The organism is Salinicola halophyticus (genome assembly GCF_003206695.1).
GTDB lineage: Bacteria > Pseudomonadota > Gammaproteobacteria > Pseudomonadales > Halomonadaceae > Salinicola > Salinicola halophyticus.
In genome coordinates this window covers 192,721-212,586 of sequence record NZ_PZJN01000003.1, presented here as the reverse complement: position 1 = coordinate 212,586, position 19,866 = coordinate 192,721, and the positions used below count along the sequence as shown (strand labels likewise).

At 62.8% G+C, this 19,866-nt stretch carries 16 protein-coding genes; 4 read left to right on the top strand and 12 right to left on the bottom strand.

Annotated features, from left to right (window positions below; genetic code table 11):
* Positions 1-40: 40 nt before the first annotated feature.
* The 4 genes from cydC to DOM58_RS03040 are packed head-to-tail and all read right to left on the bottom strand — an operon-like array spanning position 41 to position 5,886.
* The gene (cydC, locus tag DOM58_RS03055) at positions 41-1,729 is read right to left on the bottom strand and encodes a thiol reductant ABC exporter subunit CydC (protein WP_110691724.1); all 1,689 of its coding nucleotides are present in this window, start codon (positions 1,727-1,729) and stop codon (positions 41-43) included.
* Positions 1,726-3,429, bottom strand: a complete 1,704-nt coding sequence (cydD, locus tag DOM58_RS03050) for a thiol reductant ABC exporter subunit CydD (RefSeq protein WP_188113765.1) — start codon at positions 3,427-3,429, stop codon at positions 1,726-1,728. The genes cydC and cydD overlap by 4 nt, the downstream gene beginning before the upstream one ends.
* 53 nt (positions 3,430-3,482) lie before the next feature.
* Positions 3,483-4,484, bottom strand: coding sequence for a cytochrome d ubiquinol oxidase subunit II (cydB, locus tag DOM58_RS03045; RefSeq protein WP_075562084.1), 1,002 nt, complete (start codon positions 4,482-4,484; stop codon positions 3,483-3,485).
* A 4-nt stretch (positions 4,485-4,488) separates the two neighbouring features.
* Entirely contained in the window at positions 4,489-5,886 is a 1,398-nt protein-coding gene (locus DOM58_RS03040) for a cytochrome ubiquinol oxidase subunit I (protein WP_110691722.1), read from the bottom strand.
* A gap of 648 nt (positions 5,887-6,534) precedes the next feature.
* On the opposite strand from DOM58_RS03040, the gene DOM58_RS03035 reads away from it, so the two are divergent.
* Complete coding sequence (locus DOM58_RS03035) at positions 6,535-7,803, top strand: multidrug effflux MFS transporter (RefSeq protein ID WP_223162123.1); 1,269 nt, start codon at positions 6,535-6,537, stop codon at positions 7,801-7,803.
* A gap of 23 nt (positions 7,804-7,826) precedes the next feature.
* Here DOM58_RS03035 and DOM58_RS03030 read toward each other — a convergent pair whose 3' ends face one another.
* Positions 7,827-8,795: a calcium/sodium antiporter gene (locus DOM58_RS03030; protein ID WP_425353382.1), complete on the bottom strand. Its 969-nt coding sequence runs from the start codon at positions 8,793-8,795 to the stop codon at positions 7,827-7,829.
* A gap of 412 nt (positions 8,796-9,207) precedes the next feature.
* Here DOM58_RS03030 and DOM58_RS03025 point away from each other — a divergent pair, with 412 nt between their 5' ends.
* Genes DOM58_RS03025 through DOM58_RS03015 form a run of 3 tightly spaced genes read left to right on the top strand, consistent with a single transcriptional unit; the run spans position 9,208 to position 12,828 of the window.
* Entirely contained in the window at positions 9,208-10,530 is a 1,323-nt protein-coding gene (locus DOM58_RS03025) for a PqiA/YebS family transporter subunit (protein ID WP_425353384.1), read from the top strand.
* On the top strand, positions 10,523-12,175 hold the full coding sequence (gene pqiB / locus DOM58_RS03020) for an intermembrane transport protein PqiB (RefSeq protein WP_110691719.1): 1,653 nt from the start codon (positions 10,523-10,525) through the stop codon (positions 12,173-12,175). The genes DOM58_RS03025 and pqiB overlap by 8 nt, the downstream gene beginning before the upstream one ends.
* On the top strand, positions 12,172-12,828 hold the full coding sequence (locus DOM58_RS03015) for a PqiC family protein (protein ID WP_245392126.1): 657 nt from the start codon (positions 12,172-12,174) through the stop codon (positions 12,826-12,828). The genes pqiB and DOM58_RS03015 overlap by 4 nt, the downstream gene beginning before the upstream one ends.
* A gap of 83 nt (positions 12,829-12,911) precedes the next feature.
* On the opposite strand, the gene DOM58_RS03010 is transcribed toward DOM58_RS03015, so the two are convergent.
* The 7 genes from DOM58_RS03010 to DOM58_RS02980 all read right to left on the bottom strand — a co-directional run bounded on the left by DOM58_RS03010 (position 12,912) and on the right by DOM58_RS02980 (position 19,862).
* Entirely contained in the window at positions 12,912-13,610 is a 699-nt protein-coding gene (locus tag DOM58_RS03010; RefSeq protein WP_075562080.1) for an RNA polymerase sigma factor FliA, read from the bottom strand.
* Positions 13,611-13,779: 169 nt separating this feature from the next.
* A complete protein-coding gene (locus DOM58_RS03005; RefSeq protein ID WP_110691718.1) occupies positions 13,780-14,175 on the bottom strand; it encodes a flagellar protein FlhE in 396 nt (131 codons plus the stop codon).
* Between the two features lie 41 nt (positions 14,176-14,216).
* Complete coding sequence (flhA, locus tag DOM58_RS03000) at positions 14,217-16,301, bottom strand: flagellar biosynthesis protein FlhA (RefSeq protein ID WP_110691717.1); 2,085 nt, start codon at positions 16,299-16,301, stop codon at positions 14,217-14,219.
* On the bottom strand, positions 16,298-17,461 hold the full coding sequence (gene flhB / locus DOM58_RS02995; protein WP_110691716.1) for a flagellar biosynthesis protein FlhB: 1,164 nt from the start codon (positions 17,459-17,461) through the stop codon (positions 16,298-16,300). The genes flhA and flhB overlap by 4 nt, the downstream gene beginning before the upstream one ends.
* A gap of 175 nt (positions 17,462-17,636) precedes the next feature.
* The gene (cheZ, locus tag DOM58_RS02990; RefSeq protein WP_075562076.1) at positions 17,637-18,305 is read right to left on the bottom strand and encodes a protein phosphatase CheZ; all 669 of its coding nucleotides are present in this window, start codon (positions 18,303-18,305) and stop codon (positions 17,637-17,639) included.
* Between the two features lie 19 nt (positions 18,306-18,324).
* The gene (gene cheY / locus DOM58_RS02985) at positions 18,325-18,714 is read right to left on the bottom strand and encodes a chemotaxis response regulator CheY (protein ID WP_110691715.1); all 390 of its coding nucleotides are present in this window, start codon (positions 18,712-18,714) and stop codon (positions 18,325-18,327) included.
* Positions 18,715-18,791: 77 nt separating this feature from the next.
* Positions 18,792-19,862, bottom strand: coding sequence for a protein-glutamate methylesterase/protein-glutamine glutaminase (locus DOM58_RS02980; RefSeq protein WP_110691714.1), 1,071 nt, complete (start codon positions 19,860-19,862; stop codon positions 18,792-18,794).
* Positions 19,863-19,866 lie beyond the last annotated feature (4 nt).

Below are 19,866 nucleotides of genomic sequence, written 5' to 3'. Positions count from 1 at the left end.
ACTCATCCTGAACCACAGAGGATGAGACAAAAAGACAGCGTCAGACCAGTTCGCTGCCCTGCTCGCCGGGCATCAGCCGCCAGCAGTGGTCGCAGGCTGGCAGGGCCAGACGATCATGCCCCAGCAACAGCACGGTGCGGCCGGCAAGCCAGACATCCAGCATCACCTTGACTGCCGCCGTGGTGTCGGCATCGAGACCGCTCAGCGGTTCGTCGAGAATCACCAGTGGGGAGTTCCGCAGCATCACCCGCGCCAGCGCGATACGTCTAGCCTGCCCGCCGGAAAGCTGACGCCCCTGCTCGCCGACCCAGGTCGCCAATCCTTCCGGCAGCGTCTCCGCCCATTCCTTGAGCTCGACCCGCTCGAGGACATCCCATAGCTCGGTGTCGCTGGCGTCCGGATCGCCCATGCGCAGGTTGGCAGCCAGCGTGTCATGAAACAGTTCGCTGCGCTGGGTCAGATAGCCGATCCGTGCGCGCAGCGAGTCTGGGTCAAGACCGGCAATAGCCTGGTGATTGAATTCGACACACCCGCCTTGCGGGTCGAATGCCCTGACCGCCAACTGGGCCAGTGTCGACTTGCCGATGCCCGAGGCGCCGATGATGCCGATACGCTGACCGGGGTCTATGGCGAGATCGAGGCCACTGAACACGGCGCGTTCACCGTGCATTACGGAGACGTCTCGATAGACCAGCGCCGGTGCGGCCCCGCTCGAGCTCGATGGCTCGTCTTCCACCGGCGTGCCGCTCAGCGGGGTCTTCAATTCGGCCTGTGCATTGAGCCGCTCGGCCGCTCTCACTGTCGCGCCCAGCTGCGTGAATGCCATCGGCAGATTGCCCAGACCTTCGCTTACCGCCAGCGTTCCCAACGCCAGCATCACCATTGCCGGACCGCTCATCTGACCTTCGCGCAATGCCGTCAGCCCCAACAGCAGTACCGCCAAGGTCGCCAGTTGGATGCCCAACGTGACGACGAGGTTGCCCGCGGCGGTACGTCGGCCCAATCGGCGCTGGTCCTCGACCAATCCCTGCTCTTCCCGAACCCAGAGCTCGCGATGGGCCGCCAGCGCGCGGTAGCTGGTCAATTCCGCCAATCCCTCGACCTGCTCGATCGCGCGCACGCGCAGCCGCTCCTGGCGCTCGACCCGGCGGTGGCTGGCGTGCCAGCCCCACCATGCGCAGCCTGCCGTGGCAAACACGCCCAACGGCAGCAGGATAGCCAGCAGAACGATGCCGGCGGCAGGCAGGAAGACGAAGGCGAACAGCGCGAACGCCACGACGCTGACCAGCGCGACCAACGGCGGCGCCAGCAGCCGCAGATAGAGGTTGTCGAGGGTGTCGATATCCGCCGTCATGCGGTTGAGCCATTGCGACGCCCGGACGCGCGACAGGGTCCGCGCGTCGAGTGCCACCAGCCCCGCAAACACCCGTCCGCGAAGATCGGCCAGCAGCCGCAATATGGTGTCGTGGTTGTAGAGACGTTCCAGATAGCGGCTGGCCGTGCGCGAGACGGCGAACAAGCGGATGCCGCCACCCGGCGTGAATACATCCAGATAACCCGAAGCGCTGAGCGCGGCGACCGCCGTCGCGGTAATGAACCAGCCGGAGAGCGAAAGCAGCCCCAGCGCGCTGAACAGCGTGGCAAGCATCAGCAGCGCACCGAGCAGCAACCGGCCGCGGCGCTCGCTCAGGACGCCAATCCAGGGCCGCAATGCCATCAATGCATTCATGAGTGCAACTCTCCAGGCGAATTCAGGCGTTCGATCGGCGACAGCCGACCCGCCTCGATCGCGTACAGACGGCTGGCCATCGTCATGATCGCCGGATGATGCGTGGCGATAATCAAGGTGCGTCCACTTGCCGCCAGTTGCGTCAGTCCGGCGATCACGGCGCGCTCGGTCTCCGGATCCAGCGCCGCGGTAGGCTCGTCCAGCAGAACCAGCGTCGCGGGCGAGAGAAACACCCGCGCCAGCGCCAGCCGCTGTGCTTCGCCGCCGGAGAGCCCGACGCCGCGCTCACCCAGCGGCGTGTCCAGCTCCGCCGGTGTCGAAGAGAGCCATCGTCCCAGCCCCGCCTGATTCAGTGCATGACGAAGCTCCTCGTCTCTCGCGGTCGGGGCGACCAGACGCAGGTTCTCGGCCAGCGAGCCCTGAATGATCAGCGGGCGTTGATCGAGCCAGGCGATGGCGGGCTCGCGCTGAACGTGCACCGCCCCCGCACTCGGCGCGATGAACCCGGCAATCAGTTGTAGCAGGCTGGACTTACCGCTGCCGGACGGCCCGATCAACGCCACCACTTCGCCGGCATCGACGTCGAGCGCGAGCGGCCCGAGAATTCGCTCCCGACCCGCATGGCGAAGTTCGACGTCCACGAGGCGTACAGCGCCCGGCGCGAGTTCGACCGCATCGCTATCCATGCTTCGGGAACGCTCGTCGTCGACCGCGCCAGTCGTCGCTGCTGCATCGGGATTCTCGACCTCATCGTCGAGCAGCGCCACCAGGCCTTCCGCGGCCCCCAGTGCCGAGGCACGGTCATGATAGTGCTGCGACAGCGTACGCAGCGGCTGGAAGAACTCCGGCGCCAGCAGCAGGATGAACAGTCCGCTGAACAGATCGAGCTGCTCCGCGGGACCATACTGGATATAACCCAGCAGGCCGAAGCCGATATAGATGGCGATGACCGCCACCGAGACGGCGGCGAAAAATTCGAGTACCGCCGATGACAGAAACGCCACCCGTAGCGTCTTGAGACTGCGACGGCGATAGTCGTGGGCGACCTCGCTGACTTCCTCGACGCTGCGCTCGGCCAGGCCGAAGAGTTGAAGCGTCGCGATGCCGCGCACGCGATCGAGAAAGTGTCCGGAGAGCCGGGTGACGGCCTGGAACTGGGCTTCGTTGAGGCGCTGCGCTCCCATCCCGATCAGCGCCATGAACAGCGGGATCAACGGCGCCGCGATCAGCAGCCAGATCGCCGCCAGCCAGTTGAGCCAGAACACCACGACGAGATAGATCAGGGGAATGGCCGCCGCCAGTACCATCTGAGGCAGAAAGCGCGAGTAGTAACCTTCCAGCGATTCGACTTGATCCACCAACTGGCTGGCGAGGCCGGCACTATGCCGGGAAGCCAGGCGCACCGGGCCCAATTGCTGCAGGCGGGCCAGCAGACGCGAGCGCACCTGCTGCTTGACCCGCAGGCCGCACTCTTGGCCGCAGACTTCCTGCCCCCACTGCGCCAGGGCACGAACGATGATGGCGGCCACGATCGCCACGACGCCGACAGCCACATCTTCAAGGGCGGCCTGGTCCGTCACCACCCGGTCGACAAGCCAGGCCAGTGCGCCCATCTGTACCAGGGTGGCAACACCGGCAAGCAATCCGCAGCCAACCGCACCGCGATACCACGGCCGCACATCGCCCGCCTGCTGCTTCAACCACGCCCGCGAATGGCTCGCGCCTGACGAATTCGAGGATCGCCTCGCGGCTCTCAATGGTAGCCCTCACCCACGCGAACCTTGCCGCGGAAGACCCAGTAGGACCAGGCGGTATACGTGAGGATGATCGGAATGACGAAGAGCACGCCGATCAGCAGAAACAGCTGCGATTCCGGCGCGGATGCCGCGTCCCACAGCGTGAATTTCGGCGGCACCACGTAGGGCCAGCGGCTGACCAGCAACCCGAGATAGGTAAAGACGAACATGCCCATGGTCAGCAGGAACGGCATGACCTCGCGGCCCGCCTTGATGCTGCGGTAGATGCCGAACGCGCATGCCAGTGCCAAGGCGGGCAGAATCCAGATGATCTGGATATGGCCGAACCAGCGTTCGCGCACGCCGTCATCGATGAACGGTGTCCAGACCCCCACGACGGCGAAGATCGCCAGTACGCCGAACAGCAGTCCGGGAATCAGACGCCGCGCCCACTGATTGATATGCCCTTCCGACTTCATGACCAGCCAAGTGGCGCCGAGCAGCGCGTAGCCCGCCATCATGCCGAACCCGGTCAGCACGCTGAACGGCGTCAGCCAGTCGAGGGCACCGCCGGCGTAGACTCGACCTTCGGTGACGAACCCCTGGATGTAGGCACCAACCACGCAACCCTGCGCAAAGGTCGCGACCGCCGAACCGCCGGCGAAAGAGAGATTCCACCAGCGCTTGTGGCGAGAGGACTTGAACCGGAACTCGAACGCCACGCCGCGGAAGATCAGCCCGGCCAGCATCAGGAACACGCCGATGTAGAGCGCCGGCAGCAGGATCGTGTAGACCAGCGGAAACGCCGCCAGCAGCCCCGCCCCACCGAGCACGAGCCAAGTTTCATTGCCGTCCCAGATCGGCGCAACGGAGTTCATCATCACGTCGCGGGAATCTTCGTCGGGCGCGAACGGGAAAAGAATGCCCAGACCTAGGTCGAAGCCATCCATGAGCACGTACATGATGATGCTGAAGGCGATGATAATCGCCCAGATAATCGAGAGATCGATATTCGCCATGATGTTAACCCCTGCTCGTCGGGTTTTCTTTGTCGAAACTGACGTGAGTCGTTGAGAGTGGCCGCATCGGGCGCTCGATCTCGTCGATCTGGTCTTCCATGCCGTGATCGACCACCCGGGTCAGGTAGTAGATGCCGGCCACGAAGATCACCGCATAGACCGCCATGTAACCCAGCAGCGTGAACAGCGCCATGCCCCCCGTCAGCGACGGCGTCAATCCTTGAGCCTGGGTCATGTGGCCGTAGATGATCCACGGGGCACGCCCGGTTTCGGTAACGAACCAGCCGGCGATGACCGCAATGAATGGCGCCACGGTCATGAACTGCAGGCCTCGCAGATAGAGTCGCGAGGTGTAGAGTCGGCCGCGCGGACGCAACAGCAGGCCGGCGATCGCAAAGGCGATCATCAGCAGACCCAGCCCGACCATGATCCGGAAGCTAAAGAACGTGATCCATACCGGCGGCTGCTCGTCGACCGGCGTATCCCGCAGGCCGGGGATCGTACCGGCAGGATCATGCGTCAGAATGAGACTGGCGACCTTGGGAATGCCGATCTCGAAATGGTTACCCTGTATCCCTCGATCCGGAATGGCGAACAGCAGCAGCGGCGCGCCGGATTGCGTCTCCCAGTTGCCCTCGATCGCAGCGATCTTGGTCGGTTGATGTTCGAGCGTGTTGAGACCGTGTTCGTCGCCGACGAACGCCTGCAGCGGCGCTGCCACGAGCAGCAGCCACATCGTCATCGAAAGCGCCTTGCGATTGGCTTCGACTTCCCGGCCACGCACCAGATACCAGGCGCTGACGCCACACACCACGAAGCCACCCGTCAGGAACGACGCCAACGCCATATGGGCGAATCGGTAGGGGAAGGACGGATTGAAAATCGCATCGATCCAGGAAGTCACGAAAACGTGGCCGCCCCGGAACTCGATGCCGTCCGGCGTATGCAACCAGCTGTTGGAAGCCAGAATCCAGAACGCCGAGATGAACGTTCCCACCGCGACCATGATCGCGGCGAACAGGTGTAGCCCGGCCGGAACCTTGTGACGACCGAAAAGCAGTACCCCGAGGAAACCGGCCTCGAGAAAGAAGGCCGTGACCACCTCGTAGCTGAGCAAGGGCCCGATGAAGTTCGAGGCAGCCTGGGAGAAGTTGCTCCAGTTGGTGCCGAACTGGAAAGCCATGACGATGCCGGAGACCACCCCCATGCCGAATACCACGGCAAAGGCCTTGGTCCAGAAGATCGACAGCCGCTCCCAGAGCGGGTTGCGCGTCGCCACGAACAGCCCCTGCAGCAGCGCCACGTATGAAGCCAGACCGATGGTAAAGACCGGGAAAATGGCGTGAAACGCCACCACGAATGCGAATTGAATTCGCGACAGTATCAGCGGATCCAGCTCCATATCAGACTCCTCGCCAGTCCGGGCGTTGCAACATACATGCGCCGCCCTGGGGATTGCTCATTGATCGTTCGCCACCGTTGTCTCGAATCGCCGTAACCGGCCAGCAACGGCTCCGGCCGGACGCGACTACCAGAGAAGAACCATGGCCCGGGTGATAAGGATAACGGCACTTATCATAAAGAGGACAACGGCACTCATCATAAAGACAGTGACCGTTTGAACCGAACTGTCCTGATGTCGCAGTTCGTCGCACCTCGGCGATTCAGAGTCGTGTCACAGTCGACTCGGTCTCTTCCCTCAAGCTAGGTAAAACCGCGCCGGCTCGCCAACCGAAAGGCTTTGCGCCGTGACGAGCCGACATCGCTGGACCGGCCGCCGCCAACTCGGTGGTCTCGGAGGTGCGACGATATGTCAGCGTCTCGTGCGGAAAATTGACACTGACAAATACCCGTCACGAGAAGGCCTTGGGCGATGCGGTGTTCGGCGGTGACGCTTTCCCGTAATATCTTAATGACTAGCGCGCTATTGGTTTGGTCATGCGCTCACGGCCAGCGTCAGTCCAGAGTCAACGTCGGTCCAGAATCATCGCCAGTCCAGAATCAACGTCAGCGCTAAAAACAACGCGAATAACCCAGGATAAGGAACCTCGTGACCGATCCCGCCGATTCGACGTCCAAATCCGGTTCGACGTCGCCCGCCACACCGGCAACGCCTTCACGCGCCGTGCCCGCTCTGTGGATGCTGGTGATGATTACCTTGGCGGGCACGCTGGCCATGCATATCTTCGTGCCGGCGCTGCCCATCGCCGGCCAAGCGCTGGATGCCGATAACGCTCAGATGCAGTTGACGATCAGCGTCTACATTCTCGGTCTGGCGATCGGCCAGCTGTTCTACGGCCCGCTTTCCGATGCGCTGGGGCGACGGCCAGCGTTGATGCTGGGGATGCTGATCTACAGCGTGGCGGGGGTCGTCGCCTGGCAGGCACAAAGTGTCGAAGTGCTGATCGCGGCACGCTTCTTTCAGGCGTTCGGAGGCTGCGCGGGGCTGGCGCTGGGACGCGCCATGATCCGTGACACCGCGGCGCCGGATCGCGCCGTACAGCGTCTCGCCGTTCTCAATCTGGTGGTTGCCATCGGCCCCGCGCTGGCGCCGCTGGTCGGGACGCTGCTGACAGCCACGCTGGGCTGGCGCACGGTATTGCTGGCCCTCTGTCTGATGGGCATCGGCAATCTGCTGTTCGTGTGGCGACTGATGCCGGAAACCGCCGAGGCCAGCGGTCGCGTCGATGTCCCTCGGCTGGCACGGGAATATCGCACGCTGGTGCGTTCGCCAGCCTTCATCGGCTACGCCATCGGCGGCGGCTGCGTGACCACGGCGATGTTCGCCTTCGTCGCCTCCGCCCCGTTCATCTTCGTCGAGCAGCTGGGCAAACCGGTCAGCCACGTCGCGTTTTATCTCTCGGCCCTGATCCTGAGCATCTCGTTGGGCAACCTGGTCACCAATCGCACCATCCACCGCATCGGTCTGGTTCGGCTGATGCTGTCGGCAAGCCTTCTGAGTCTGGCCGGCGGGATCTCGATGCTGGTCATCGTGCTGTCCGGCTGGACTTCCGTGGTCACGCTCGAGGCGTCGGTACTGCTGTTTACCTTTGGCGTGGGCATGACCGGGCCAACGGCGCTGACGCTGGCCGTGGGCATCAATCCCAAGGTCGTGGGCTCCGCTGCCGGGCTCTACGGGTTTGCCCAGATGGGAATCGGCGCACTGTGCACCGCACTGGCCGGGCTGGGGGACAACCCGGCCCTGGCGACGGCTATCGTGCTGGCGACGGCCGCTGTCATCGGCCAGATCGCGTTGCGCACCGCACTACGCTTCGACGTTCAGCGGGGCGACAGCCAGGCGGGCCGCAATGTCCGATGACGATCGACAACAGGCGATGACGCTCACGGGATGACGCTCATCACCAGCCAGGATGTATAGCCGATGAAACTGGCCAATAGCGCTCCCCCTTCGAGTCGATTGATCCGCCCTTGTCCTTTGAGCCCGATACCGAACACCAGCAACGCCACGGTCAGCGCGGCCATGACCGGCCAATCCCGCACCACCACGGCCGGATCGACATCAATGGGACGAATGACGCCCGCCAGACCGACCACCGCCAGCGTATTGAACAGGTTGGAGCCGACCACGTTGCCCAGCACCAGATCGTGCTGGCCCTTGCGTACCGCGCTGATGGAAGAGGCCAGCTCCGGCAGCGAGGTGCCGATGGCGACCACGGTCAGCCCGATCACCAGATCGCTGACGCCGAAGGCTTCGGCGATCGTCACCGCCCCCCAGACCAGAAATCGCGAGCTGACGATCAATAGCGCCAGCCCGATCAGCGTCCAGATCACGCCCTGCTTGAGCGACATCTCCTGCCCTGTGGCATCGGCTTCCATGTCGGTCTGCAGGGCATCCTTTCCCGGCCGCTGAGAACGCCAGATGCTGTAGCCCAGAAACCCGAACAGCAGCGCCAGCAGCACGATCGCATCGATTCGCGAGATGACGCCGTCATGCAAGCACCACAGCGAGATCAACGTCATTACACCGAGCACCGGCAGCTCCTGGCGAATGATCTGGGAGTGAACTGCCAGCGGGCTGAGCAATGCCACCAAGCCTACGATCAGCGCAATATTGGTGATGTTCGAGCCGTAGGCGTTGCCCAATGCCAGACCCGGGTTACCCTGGATGGCGGCCAGCGCCGAGACCATCAGCTCCGGCGCCGATGTGCCGAAACCGATCACCAGCATGCCGATCAACAGCGGCGACAGCCCCAGATGGCGAGCGGTCGCGGAAGCGCCGTCCACGAAACGATCCGCACTCCAGACGAGCACGCCAAGACCGAGCACAATAGCTGCTAGCGCCATCCACACGTTAGGATCTCCTGTTACGCATTACCAAGGTTTACTTGAGGGCTCGGCTACCCGATATTACGAACCAGGCGTCGGATGCGGGGAATTGTAAGGCCGATTGCACACGCCATCCGGCCCGAGAGTCGTTAAAGACCACCATTGCACTTCTTTCGGCAAATCTCCCTTCACCGACTATTATAATGATGTTTTTACCTACTATAGTACGCAAGCGGCTGAACTAACGAGCATTTCCGCGACTTTGCAACTGTGTCACGCATTCGCTCCGGGTAAATCCAAGCCTAAACATGCATGACTGTATGTTAGAGTGTAACCTGACCGATACAGACTGCGTCACCCCTTACGATTCTGTCCTGCTCTAGGTATCGATTTGGCAACAGCCTCGAATGACAACGGCACCGAGAAGGCGACCTTTCTGACGCCTACGCGCACGCGGCGGCGTCTTCGTGCCTGCCATGAATGTGACCTTCTGGTAGCACTGCCACCCTTGCGGCCCGGCCAGCGCGCCAGTTGCCCGCGCTGCGACCACACGCTGAGCCATCGCCACTTTCGGCCGGCGGAACGCAGCCTCGCTTTCGCGATCAGCGCGCTGATCGCACTGCTGGCGGCGATAGGCTTTCCGTTCATCAGTTTCGAGGCACGCGGCGTCAGTAATGCCATTCGGTTGACCGATACCTCGGCCAGTCTGGTCACACAGCACGAACCCTTCGTGGGTATTCTGGTGCTGCTGACCATCATCGTGCTGCCCGCCTTCTATCTGCTGGCGGTCATCTGGCTACATCTCGGTCTGCTGCAACGCCGGCCGCTGCCTCGAAGCTACCGGATCGCACGCGCGCTTTCGCATCTGGGGCCGTGGATGATGGCCGATGTCTTCGTGGTCGGCGCACTCGTCAGTCTGATCAAGATCGCCGGCATGGCCTCGGTCGATCTCGGGCCGTCGTTCTGGTCCTTCTGTGTCTACGCCCTGCTGCTGCTGCTGACCACACGTTCGATCGATTCGGACTGGATGTGGTTCTCGCTAGCGGGGGAACCGCTGGCACCGGAGGGCTGCCGCCCGGGGCAGCCAGCCGCCGAACAGGCGCTCACCGGTTGCCCGACCTGCGGGCTCGTGAGTCGGCTCAGCCACTTCGGGCGCGGACGCTGCCAGCGCTGTGGAGAACCGCTACGCTTTCGCAGTCCGTATAGCCTTCAGAAGACCTGGGCGCTGCTGATCGCGGCGACGCTTTGCTATATTCCGGCCAATCTCTACCCGATCATGACCACGACCTCACTGGGCGACTCGACGCCCTCGACCATCGTCGGTGGCGTGTTGATCTTTCTGGGTCACGGCGACTGGCCCATTGCCCTGATCATCTTCACCGCCAGCGTGGTGGTGCCGATCGGCAAGGTATTTGCCCTGGCCTGGCTCTGCATCACGGTACGCCGCCGGGGCGAGTCCCGATTCAAGCACAAGCGCCAGACACTTTACCGGATCACCGAGCTGATCGGTCGCTGGTCGATGATCGACGTCTTCGTGGTCGCCATTCTGATCTCGCTGGTGCACGCCGGGTCGCTGCTGTCGATCACGCCGGGGCCGGCGGCACTGGCTTTTTCTGCGGTCGTGGTCATCACCATGCTGGCCGCCAACAGCTTCGATCCTCGCTTGATCTGGGATGCGCGCAACATGCAGCCGCACATGCCGGCCTCGCTCAAGCGACAATCCCCCTATTCGCCTGTCAAGGAAGTCGACGATGCCTGATTCGATGCAACGCGCCAAACGAGTGTCGCAATCGCGGCTCTCCCCGATCTGGATAGTGCCCCTGCTGGCTGCGCTGATCGGCGCCTGGATGGTCTGGGACAACTTCTCCAGTCGTGGTCCGTTGATTTCTCTGAACATGGACAATGCGGAGGGCATTGAGGCCGGCAAGACGCTGATCAAGACTCGCAACGTCCAGGTCGGCCACGTCGAAGCCGTGCGCCTGTCTGACGATCTGTCGCATACCGTGGTCACGGCGCGCATGTCCAACGACGCATCACGTATGCTCAACGCCGATACGCGTTTCTGGGTGGTCAAGCCCCGCATCGGACGCGAAGGTATCAGCGGCCTGAACACCGTGCTGTCCGGCGCGTATATTCAACTCGCTCCCGGCAAGAGCGACGAGGCTCAGGACAGCTTCGATGTCCTGGAGCAGCCACCTGTCGCCCCGCCCGACGCTCCGGGACTGCGTATCAATCTGGTCAGTCAGGTGGGCAATTCGCTCAGCGCAGGGGACCCGATCACCTATCAGGGTTACACCGTCGGCCGTGTCGAGAGTACCGATTTCGATCCCGAGAAGCGTGAAATGCGCCACCGCATCTTTATCCAGTCGCCCTACGACAGCCTGGTCACCGATACCACCCGCTTCTGGAGCTCTTCGGGCATCGACGTACAGCTCGATTCCGAAGGCGTCAACGTCAACCTCGATTCGTTCGAGACGCTGATCAGCGGCGGCGTGACCTTCGGCGTCCCGGAAGACGTCAATCGCGGCAACGCTGCCAAGCAGGACGCGACCTATACGCTCTACAACAACGAAGAGAGCGCCCGCGAAGGCACGTACGATCAGTACATCGAGTACGTGCTGCTTGTCGACGACACGGTCCGCGGTCTGAGCCGAGGCGCCCCGGTGGAATATCGCGGCGTCCGTGTCGGCACCGTGGTCAGCGTGCCGTGGCATTTCACCGCGCCGCAGCCCGACTCGTTGACTCAGTTCGCGATACCGGTACTGATCCGGATCGAGCCGCAGCGCCTGGACAGCAATCAGGATGTCAATGAAGACGTTGACGATCAGGAAGTGCGCGATCGCTTCGAGACCATGTTCTCGGAATACGGACTCCGCGCTACGCTCAAGGCGGGCAACCTGCTGACGGGCGCGCTGTTCGTCGATCTCAACTTCGACGACGACGCCTCGGCCTATGAAGCGCTGAAGTTCGACGGCAAACCGGTCTTCCCGACCGTCTCCGGCGGATTCGCGCAGATCGAACAGAAGGTTTCGAGTCTGCTCGACAAGCTCAACAACTTGCAGGTCGAGCCGGTTCTCACTCGTCTGGATCAGACCATGCAGACCTCACAGCAGACACTCGAGCAGGTGCGCCAGATTGCGGAGTCGGTCAACGGCATCGTTTCCGATCCGGCCACCCAGCAGTTGCCGGGTAGTATCAACGACACGCTGAAGGAACTGCAGGGTACGCTCGACGGCTTCTCTTCCGGTTCTTCCGGTTATCGTCAGTTGAACGATACGCTCAAACAGCTGGAGGTCCTGATGCGAGACCTCCAGCCGGTCGCCAAGACCTTGAGCGAGAAACCCAACGCGCTGATTTTCGACCGCGAAGTCAAAACCGATCCCGTGCCGAGGGCTCCCCAATGATGACGACCGCTCTGCCTCGCTGGCGCCGTTTCGGCGCCACCACCCTGCTGGCGCTGTCCGCCGTGGCCCTATCCACCGTCGTGCTGACGGGCTGCGCCGCGCAATCCACGCCGACCAATCGTTTTACCCTGCCGGAGGCCGATGGCGCGCAGTCATCATCGACGGCAGAGGCGAGAACGACAGCAGACATTCGACAGTTGGCAGTAAGCCCGGTCGAGGTGGCAAGCTACCTCGATCAGGAGGGCATCGTGATGCAGACCAGCGATATCGAGCTCGCCGCGGCCAACCAGAACCTGTGGGCCGAAGAACTGAGCCACCAGTTGACGCGGCGCCTGCGCCAGTCGTTGACGGCCAATCTACCCGGCATGACCGTGCTGAGCGCGGCGCAGAGTGGTTCCGATGCACAGCGCCTGACGCTGAGCGTCGACCAGTTCCAGGGGCGCTACGATGGCCAGGCCGTGGCCTCGGGAGAGTGGCAGCTGCATGACGGCAATCGGCTGGTGGCACAGCACCACTTCGACGTCACGCAACCCTTGAGCGACGACGGTTATCCGGCGTTGGTGCGCACGTTAGGCACCGTCTGGGATCAGGTGGGCCAGCAGGTAGCCGATGAGATCCGCACGGCCTTGACGACGGCGTTGATCACCGAGTGATCCAGATATAAAAAACGCCGCTCGATCCGGCCAGGTCCGCGTCAGGCGGCCGGTTCGAGCGGCGTTTTCGTATCAGATGATGATTAGGGATTCAGACGGCTTCGCAGACGGGCCACCGCCTGACTGTGCAGCTGGCAGACGCGGGATTCACTGACGCCGAGCACCGCACCGATTTCCTTGAGGTTGAGCTCTTCCTGATAGTAGAGCCCCAACAGTAGCTTTTCCCGCTCCGGCAAGGCATCGATTGCCGCCATCACGCTGGCGCGATTATCCGAATCGAGAAGTGCCGCAAGCGGCGACGGCGAGCTTGATTCGGCGACCGTGGCAATGCCGTTCTCGTTGTCGCTCTCGTCGTAAGCCAGCAGAAAGCCGTTGTTGGCATCCGCCAGCAGCCGATGATAATCGTCACTCGAAACGCCCATTTCCCGGGCGATTTCCCGCTCGTCCGGCGCCCGGCCCAGCTGCTGCTCCAACCGGCGCACGGCCTGATCCAGCGCCCGTGCACTGCGCCGCACGCTACGTGGCATCCAGTCCCGGCTGCGCAGCTCGTCGATCATCGCTCCGCGGATCCGCTGATTGGCGTAAGTCGAGAAGCTGGCCCCATGCGAGTCGTCGTAGCGCCCCAGGGCGTCCAGCAGGCCCAGCATACCGGCCTGGATGAGATCATCGAGTTCGACGCTGGCCGGTAGGCGTACCTGAAGGGAGAGCGCATGGCGCCTTACCATCGGCATGTACTGCTCAATCAGTGCCGTCTGATCGATTTTGCCCTGTGCGGTATACATCGAATGGCCTCGTGCAAAACACCTACGGTCATGGAATGCCTGACCCAGGCTTTCATTATGCCGTGTGATCGTCACCCCGAGCGCGCAAACTGCCCGCCTTCAGGTGGCTATTTCGACTGTTTGGCCGTGGCGTTACCGCCATTTCCACTGCCGTCAGCTCGTCGTATTGTCACTGCCGATAGTCGACGATCAGCTGCGCGTCGGATATCACCAGTCTGGTGCCATGGTGCGAATCGGGGGACCATTGAAATCGCAACCGGAATGGGGCCGCCGCGGAGCGACCCGAAAAGTGCTGGGTTTCGCCGCGATTCCGGGTCAGCCGCTGACACCGATCGGCCTGACACAGCCATAGCTTGAGCCCCGGTGCCGACACGCTGGTCCGAAACGTCCAGCGAACCCGCGCAATTTCGGCACCGTTCATCGCCGTCAGCGGCTGGATTGGCTCGCTCTCCATCGGCCGATCCGAGACGACCACCGTCTGACGCGGGATCTTCACGACCCACGAGCCGTCGGCCGCCCAGGCTGGCACGTCCCACCCCATGGTGAGCATCGCCATCAGCGCCATGGCACTCAAAGGCCAAACCCTGAAAGACGGTTTACCCCGGATCACGGCGCCGTGCCGATGGTCGTGGTGACCCGCAGGTTGCGATCGTCGGGAATCTCGGCCTGGGAAAGCACCACCAACGACTTGATCTGGCGGCGCAGAAAACGGGCCAGCAGCGCCCGCAACCCGTGCTGCACGACCAGCACGGTGGGTTCGTCGCGACTCTGTTGACGTTCGACCGCCGCCGCGGTCTGTTGCATCAGCGTGTCGGCCAAGCCAGGCTCCAGCGCACCGCCATTATTGAGCGCCTGGGTGAGCACCTGCTCCAGCCTGGGTTCGAGGCTCATCACGTGCATCGGCTCGCGGCCCGGGAACCACTGCTGGGTGATCGCTCGACCCAACGCCACACGGACCAGCGCGGTGAGTTCGTTGGCATCCGACTGCTGCGGCGCGTATTCCGCCAGCACATCGAGAATCGTGTGCATGTCGCGAATCGGCACGTCTTCGGCCAGCAGATTCTGCAGAATGCGCTGCAGCGAGGTCAGTGCCAGCAGTTTGGGCACCACGTCATCCACCAGCGACTTCTGCTGTTCGCCGACCTTGTCCAGCAACTGCTGGACCTCGGCCCGCCCCAGCATGTCGCCGGCATTCTCGTGCAGCAGATGGTTGAGATGAGTGGCGACCACGGTGCTGGCGTCGACCACGGTGTAGCCATAGATCTGTGCCCGCTCCCGCTGCGCCGTGTCGATCCAGTAGGCGGTCAGGCCGAACGCCGGGTCCTGGGTCCTGGTGCCGTCGATCGCTCCCGAGACCTGGCCCGGATCGATCGCCAGCCACTTGCCCGGAAACGCCTCGGCGCGACCGACTTCGACGCCTTTGAGCGTGATCACGTAAGCGTTGGGACTCAGTTCGAGATTGTCGCGGATGTGTACCACCGAGGGCAGAAAGCCGACATCCTGAGCGAATTTCTTGCGCACGCTCTTGATACGGCCCAGCAGCTCGCCTTTCTGACGATGATCCACCAGCGGAATCAGCCGGTGCCCGACCTCCAGCCCCAGCGTATCGACCAGTTGCACATCGTCCCAACTGGCCTCCGGAGTCTCCTGGACGGTCGGTGGCGCCTTCTCGTCCACCGCGCGAACCGCCAGTTCCTCTTCGCGCCGCGAAATCCACCAGCCAAGCCCCGCGAGAAGGGCGGCAAACAACAGAAACACCACGTTCGGCATGCCCGGGATCATCCCCAGCAATCCCATCACGCCAGCAGCGAGATACATCACGCGCGGGTTGTTGAAGAGCTGACTCAACAGCTGCTGCCCCACGTCCTGATCGGTGTTGACCCGGGATACCGTGACGCCGGCAGCCGTCGAGATCACCAGTGCCGGAATCTGGGCGACGAGACCATCGCCGACCGTCAGCAAGGTGTAGGTCTTGACCGCTTCCCCGAATGGCAACCCGTGCTGCGCCACCCCGATCATCAACCCGCCGATGAGGTTGATCACCATGATCAGCAAGCCGGCCATGGCATCGCCGCGGACGAACTTGCTGGCGCCATCCATGGAGCCAAAGAACTCGGACTCCTGATTGATCTCGGTGCGGCGGCGCCGGGCGTCTTCCTCACCGATCAGCCCGGCATTGAGATCGGCGTCGATCGCCATCTGTTTGCCCGGCATGGAGTCCAGGGTGAAACGCGCACCGACTTCGGCGATACGTCCGGCACCCTTGGTGATGACCATGAAGTTGATCACGACGAGGATCAGGAACACCACCAGACCCACGGCGAAGTTACCGCCGATCAAAAACTCGCCGAACGCCTCGATCACCTTACCCGCGGCATCACCGCCCTCATGCCCGTCCATCAGCACGACACGGGTCGATGCCACGTTCAACGACAGGCGTAGTAGCGTCGAGAACAGCAGGACCGCCGGAAAGGCCGCGAAGTCCAGCGGCTTCTGGGTGAACATGCTGACCAGAAGCACCATGATCGACAGCGCGATATTGAAAGTGAAGAACAGATCGAGCGCGAATGGCGGCAGCGGCAGGATCATCATCGACAGGATCATGATGATCAGGACTGGGCCAGCGAGCACCTTGTACTGCGTTTCGCCCGGCCATTTGCGCTGACCGAACCACTGGGTGAGCGCGTTCATTCACTCTCCTTGGATGAATCAGGTACGGCATCATCGAACGCCGGTGGCACGGTCAGATCCCGTGGCGCCGGCGGCATGTCGCCGCCTTCGGTTTCTACTTGCTTGAGCCGGAACGCCCAGGCCAACACCTCGGCCACCGCGGTATAGAGATCGCCCGGAATTTCCTGCTCCAGATCGACGTGATGGTAGAGCGCGCGAGCCAGCGGCGGTGCTTCCAGCCGTGGCACCCGGTTATCGTCGCCGAGCTCGCGGATTTTGGCCGCCACCTGGTCGGCCCCCTTGGCAATGACCCTCGGCGCCGCCATCGAGTCCTGCTGGTAGCTCAGTGCCACCGCGTAGTGGGTCGGGTTGGTCACGATCACGTCGGCGGTCGGCACCTTGCTCATCATGCGTCGTCTCGCCATCGCCTGCTGCTGGGAGCGGATGCGCCCTTTCACGTGCGGGTCGCCTTCCGACTCCTTGTGCTCCTGGCGGATGTCTTCGCGGCTCATGCGAAGCTTCTTGTTGTGGCTCCAGATCTGGTACGGCACATCGATCAGAATGACGAAGATCATCGAGGTGACGATCAGCGCACAGCCGATGGCCGCCAGACGCATCGCCGTGGCCAGAGCCTGCTGAATCGGCATCTCCATCAGACCGAGCAGCGTGCCGCGCTGAGCCCAGAGATAGGCCACGGCAACGCCCCCCACCAGCACCGATTTGGCAATGGCCTTGCCCAGTTCCGCCAGCGCCTGACTCGAGAACATCCGCTTCAGCCCCTTGAGCGGATTGAGCTTGCTCAACTGAGGCTGAAGCGATTTTGCCGACAGCAGCCAGCCGCCCAGCATCGTCGGTCCCAGAATCGCGGCGACCGTGAACAGCAGGAACAACGGCAATAACGCGATCAGCGTATTCTGGCCCAGCAGCCAGACATGGCTGAGCATGCGGGAGGTGTCGAACGCCAGCCCGTGATCGAACAGGAACGCCTGCTCCATGACGATGGAGAGCTCGTCGTAGAGATGGTTCCCCAGGAACCACAGACCCATGACGCCGCTGACCAGCAACAGAAAGGTGGCGAGCTCGCGCGAACGCGCCACCTGCCCTTCCTCACGCGCTTTTTCGATTCGCCTGGGTGTGGCCGGTTCGGTCTTTTCCTGATCACTGTCGTTCTGCTCGGCCAAGCGCGCACTCCACCACAGTCATCGCCACCGTCGTCGCCACTATCGGCGACATGAATCCGTGGGCGCTATTCTGCTGGGAGTGACGACATGGCAAAGGGAGAAATAGCAGGAGTAAGACCCTGCTATTTCGGAAGGTAGGATGTACAACGGGGTCTGTCAGTTACGACCGGCGCGCTCAGAATCCCAGGCTATCGAGCAGATCGTCGACCTGGTCCTGGCTACTGACAACATCGGCAGCCTGGGGATTGACCTGCGGTCCATTGAGCAGCGAGTTGGGTTTCGCAGCCGTCGGATTCGCCGAGTCCCGACGTTCGGCGCCCTCCGGGGCGTTGTCGATCAACACCTGCACCAGTTGCTGCTCGATCTCGTGGATCACTTCCATCATCTTCTTGATGACCTGCCCGGTGAGATCCTGAAAATCCTGGGCCATCATGATCTCGAGCAGCTGCGCATTGGTGGCACTGGTCTTCTTGGGCACATCCTGAAGATAGGCACGAGTGTCCTTCACCAGCGCCTTGGCCTCGTTCAACGCCTTGGGTTCGGCGAACCACGAATCCCACCGCTCGTCGAGAGCGATCGCCTCGCGCTCGAGCCCGTTCTGCAGCGGCTGGGCGTTGTCGATGGCGTTCAACGAGCGTTCCGCCGCCTGCTCGGTCATCGACGCAACGTAGCTGAGCCGGTCGCGGGCATCGGGAATCGCCTGGGCCGCCTTCTCCACCTCCTTGTCGAGGCCCAGCTCGCGCATGTTCTCGCGCAGCATGCGCGTCAAATGGCCGATACGGCGAATCAGGTCGTCGGGAGCCGCACTTTCCGCCACGCTGGTCTGAGGGTTGGCACCACTCATGATCTACCCTCCGTAGGCGTCACTTGCCCAGTTTTTCGAAAATTTTGTTGAGCTTTTCTTCGAGCGTGGCGGCGGTGAAAGGCTTGACCACATAGCCGTTGGCGCCTGCCTGGGCGGCTGCGATGATATTCTCTTTCTTGGCTTCGGCCGTCACCATCAGCACGGGCAGCGAAGAGAGCTGGGGGTCCTGCCGGATCTCCTTGAGCATCTCCAGACCGTCGAGATTGGGCATGTTCCAGTCGGAGACCACGAACTCGAACGCGCCGGTTCGCAGCTTGGTCAACGCTTCCTGACCATCCTCGGCCTCTTCTACGTTCTCGAATCCGAGCTCCTTGAGCAGGCTGCGGACGATCCGACGCATGGTCGGGAAATCGTCCACCACCAGAATGCTCATGTTCTTGTCAGCCATCGTCTTTCCTCTTCGATTCGTTAGGCGGGCATGCCGTGAATTATCGGCAGCATGACCGTTCGCTTTACAGGTGCTGTCTATACGCGCTGCGCGCGTCCCGCCAGGTGCATCTGCTGAACCAGATGGCCGGCAATATCGGTCAGCGCAATGACCTCCGTCGCTCCGCCGAGCGCGATCGCCTCCTTGGGCATGCCGAAGACCACACAGCTTGCCTCGTCCTGCGCGACGGTATGCGCGCCGGCCTCGCGCATTTTCAGCAGGCCGACCGCACCGTCACGGCCCATGCCGGTAAGGATGACCCCCAGAGCGTTGCGCCCCGCGCAGGCGGCCGCGGACTCGAACAAGACATCGACCGAGGGCCGGTGACGGTTCACGGGTGGGCTCTCGTCGAGCGCGATCACGTAGTTGGCGCCCGAACGCGCCAGCCGCATGTGCCAGTCGCCCGGCGCGATGTAAACGTGACCGGGTAACACGCGCTCTCCCGCTTCCGCCTCCTTGACCGTGACACGGCAGAGTCGATCGAGACGTTCGGCGAAGGAGCGGGTGAAGCCGCCCGGCATGTGCTGGGTAATCAACACCGCAGGACTGTTGGCCGGCAATGGTTCGATGACCTGACGGATCGCCTCGGTCCCCCCCGTGGAGGCACCAATAATGATGATCTTCTCGCTGGAGAGAATCGGCGCCTTGAGTACCCGCGGTGGCGCCGCTGGTGTCGCTGTTCGATGTTGCTGAAGCGGTTGCGGGCGGGACTGCGCGGCGGCGCGGATCTTGTCGGCGATCAAGTCGGCATACTCCAGCATGCCTTCACGAATGCCGACTTCCGGCTTGGCCACGAAGTCTACTGCGCCCAGTTCCAGTGCCCTCAGCGTAATCTCGGACCCGCGCCGGGTCAGCGACGAAATCATCAGCACCGGCATGGGGCGCAATCGCATCAGCCGCTCGAGAAAATCCAGACCGTCCATGCGCGGCATCTCGACATCGAGCGTCAACACGTCGGGGTTGTGCTGCTTGATCAGGTCACGGGCGACCAGCGGATCCGGCGCCGTGGCCACCACGGTCATGTCGGGCTGGGCGTCGATGATCTTGGTCATCAGATCGCGAATGAGCGCCGAGTCATCGACACAGAGCACTTTGATCGTCGGTTTCACCGCT